Source organism: Streptomyces sp. CNT372, assembly GCF_000377145.1.
On record NZ_KB897814.1, the window covers coordinates 1 to 1290 of the forward strand.

Annotated in this window: 3 protein-coding genes; all 3 read right to left on the reverse strand. The window is 75.7% G+C overall.

All coding sequences use genetic code 11. From position 1 onward, the window contains the following. On the reverse strand, positions 1-528 hold a 528-nt coding region (locus C593_RS30815), incomplete at its 3' end, for a hypothetical protein (protein WP_037747561.1). A 76-nt stretch (positions 529-604) separates the two neighbouring features. Further along, positions 605-895 carry a hypothetical protein gene (locus C593_RS0128470; protein ID WP_018850718.1) on the reverse strand — a complete coding sequence of 97 codons (291 nt, stop codon included), beginning with the start codon at positions 893-895 and terminating at the stop codon, positions 605-607. A gap of 73 nt (positions 896-968) precedes the next feature. Continuing rightward, a complete protein-coding gene (locus C593_RS0128480; protein ID WP_018850719.1) occupies positions 969-1154 on the reverse strand; it encodes a hypothetical protein in 186 nt (61 codons plus the stop codon). Positions 1155-1290 lie beyond the last annotated feature (136 nt).

Genomic DNA, 1290 nt, shown 5'->3' on the forward strand with positions numbered 1-1290 from the left:
GGGGCCGCCGCTGCCGGCAGGCGGCTGCTGCTCGTCCTCCTGGTCGTGCTGCTCGCCGGTCGGCCCGGTGAAGCCGAGGACGACGCCGACGATGTCGAACGGGCGGCCCGGCATGGTGCCCCTGGCGTGCGCGTCGGCGTAGGCGTCCCGCAAGACCCCGTACGCGATGGCGCCGCGCACGCTCTCGCCGGTCTCGGCGGCGGCCGCGGCTTCGGTCAGCCGCTGGACGTCGGCCCGGATCTCCGCGACGGCCGCGCGGTACTGGTCGCGCTCCTCGCGGGCCGCGTCGCGCTCGGCGGTCACCTGCCGGATGACGGCCTGGAGACCGGTGAACTCGGCGTTGGCGTGGTCGCGCTGCTCGATGGCGTCGCCGTGGAGCTGCTCGATGCGGTCCTCCAGCAGCTCGCTGTTGCGCCGGGAGTCGGTCAGCGAGGCGCGGGTGGTGGCGAGCGCGGCGCGGGCTCCCGCCAGGTGCTCGCGGTCGTTCTGGAGGCTCATCAGGTCGACGGTGCGGACGATGCGGTACATGGGGTGTCTCCTCGGTCGTGGCGTACGGGCGAGGCCGGGCCCGGTGGTGGGCCCGGCCTCGATGGAGCGGGGTGGTTCAGCGGTAGCGGCGGCCGGTGCGGTCGACGCGGTCCAGGAGGGCGTCGAACCCGGTCAGGGCCCGGAGCGTCCCGGCGGACAGCCAGAACGCGAAGGCGTCCCCGGGCAGGCGGCGGTGAAGGCCGTCCAGGAGGGCGGCGAGCCAGTCCGGGAGCGGTTCGATGGGGCGGCGGGCGAGGATCGCGGCCGTGGTCTCCGTGGCCATGTAGAGCGGCACGGAGACGACGGCGACGACCAGGAGGAGGAGCAGCCGGTCCAGGGTCCGGGCGAGTGCCCGGCGGGCGGTCACTTCCCGCTCCCGCCGGACGACCGGCGGTTCGTCTCAGCGAGCTTGCGGCGCATCGCTTCGCGTTCGGCGTCGGTCATCGCAGGGCCTCCAGGTGGAGCTCCACGCGGACCGTCGGGGGCAGCTCGACGTGTCCGGTCGTCAGGGCGAGGACGGTGGCGAGCAGCCGCCATGTGCCGGCATCGGCGGAGTCGGACACGGCGCGGGTCGCGGCCCGCTCCCGGAGCTGGTGCAGCTCCTCGCGGTCGTCGACCGGCGTCATCGGGTGCCCCCCTCGGTGCGGATGCTGCCGCGTACGGCGGTCCCGGACGGGGTGGTCACCGCGACGAGTCGGGTGGTGCGCCCGGCCGCGCGGGTGATCCGTCCGGCGGCGACGAGGCGGCGGTCCTGGTCGGGGG

What these genes read in the sequence shown, in the direction of transcription:
- C593_RS0128480 (WP_018850719.1), bottom strand. Translation starts at nt 1,154, where the DNA reads ATGACGCCGGTCGACGACCGCGAGGAGCTGCACCAGCTCCGGGAGCGG.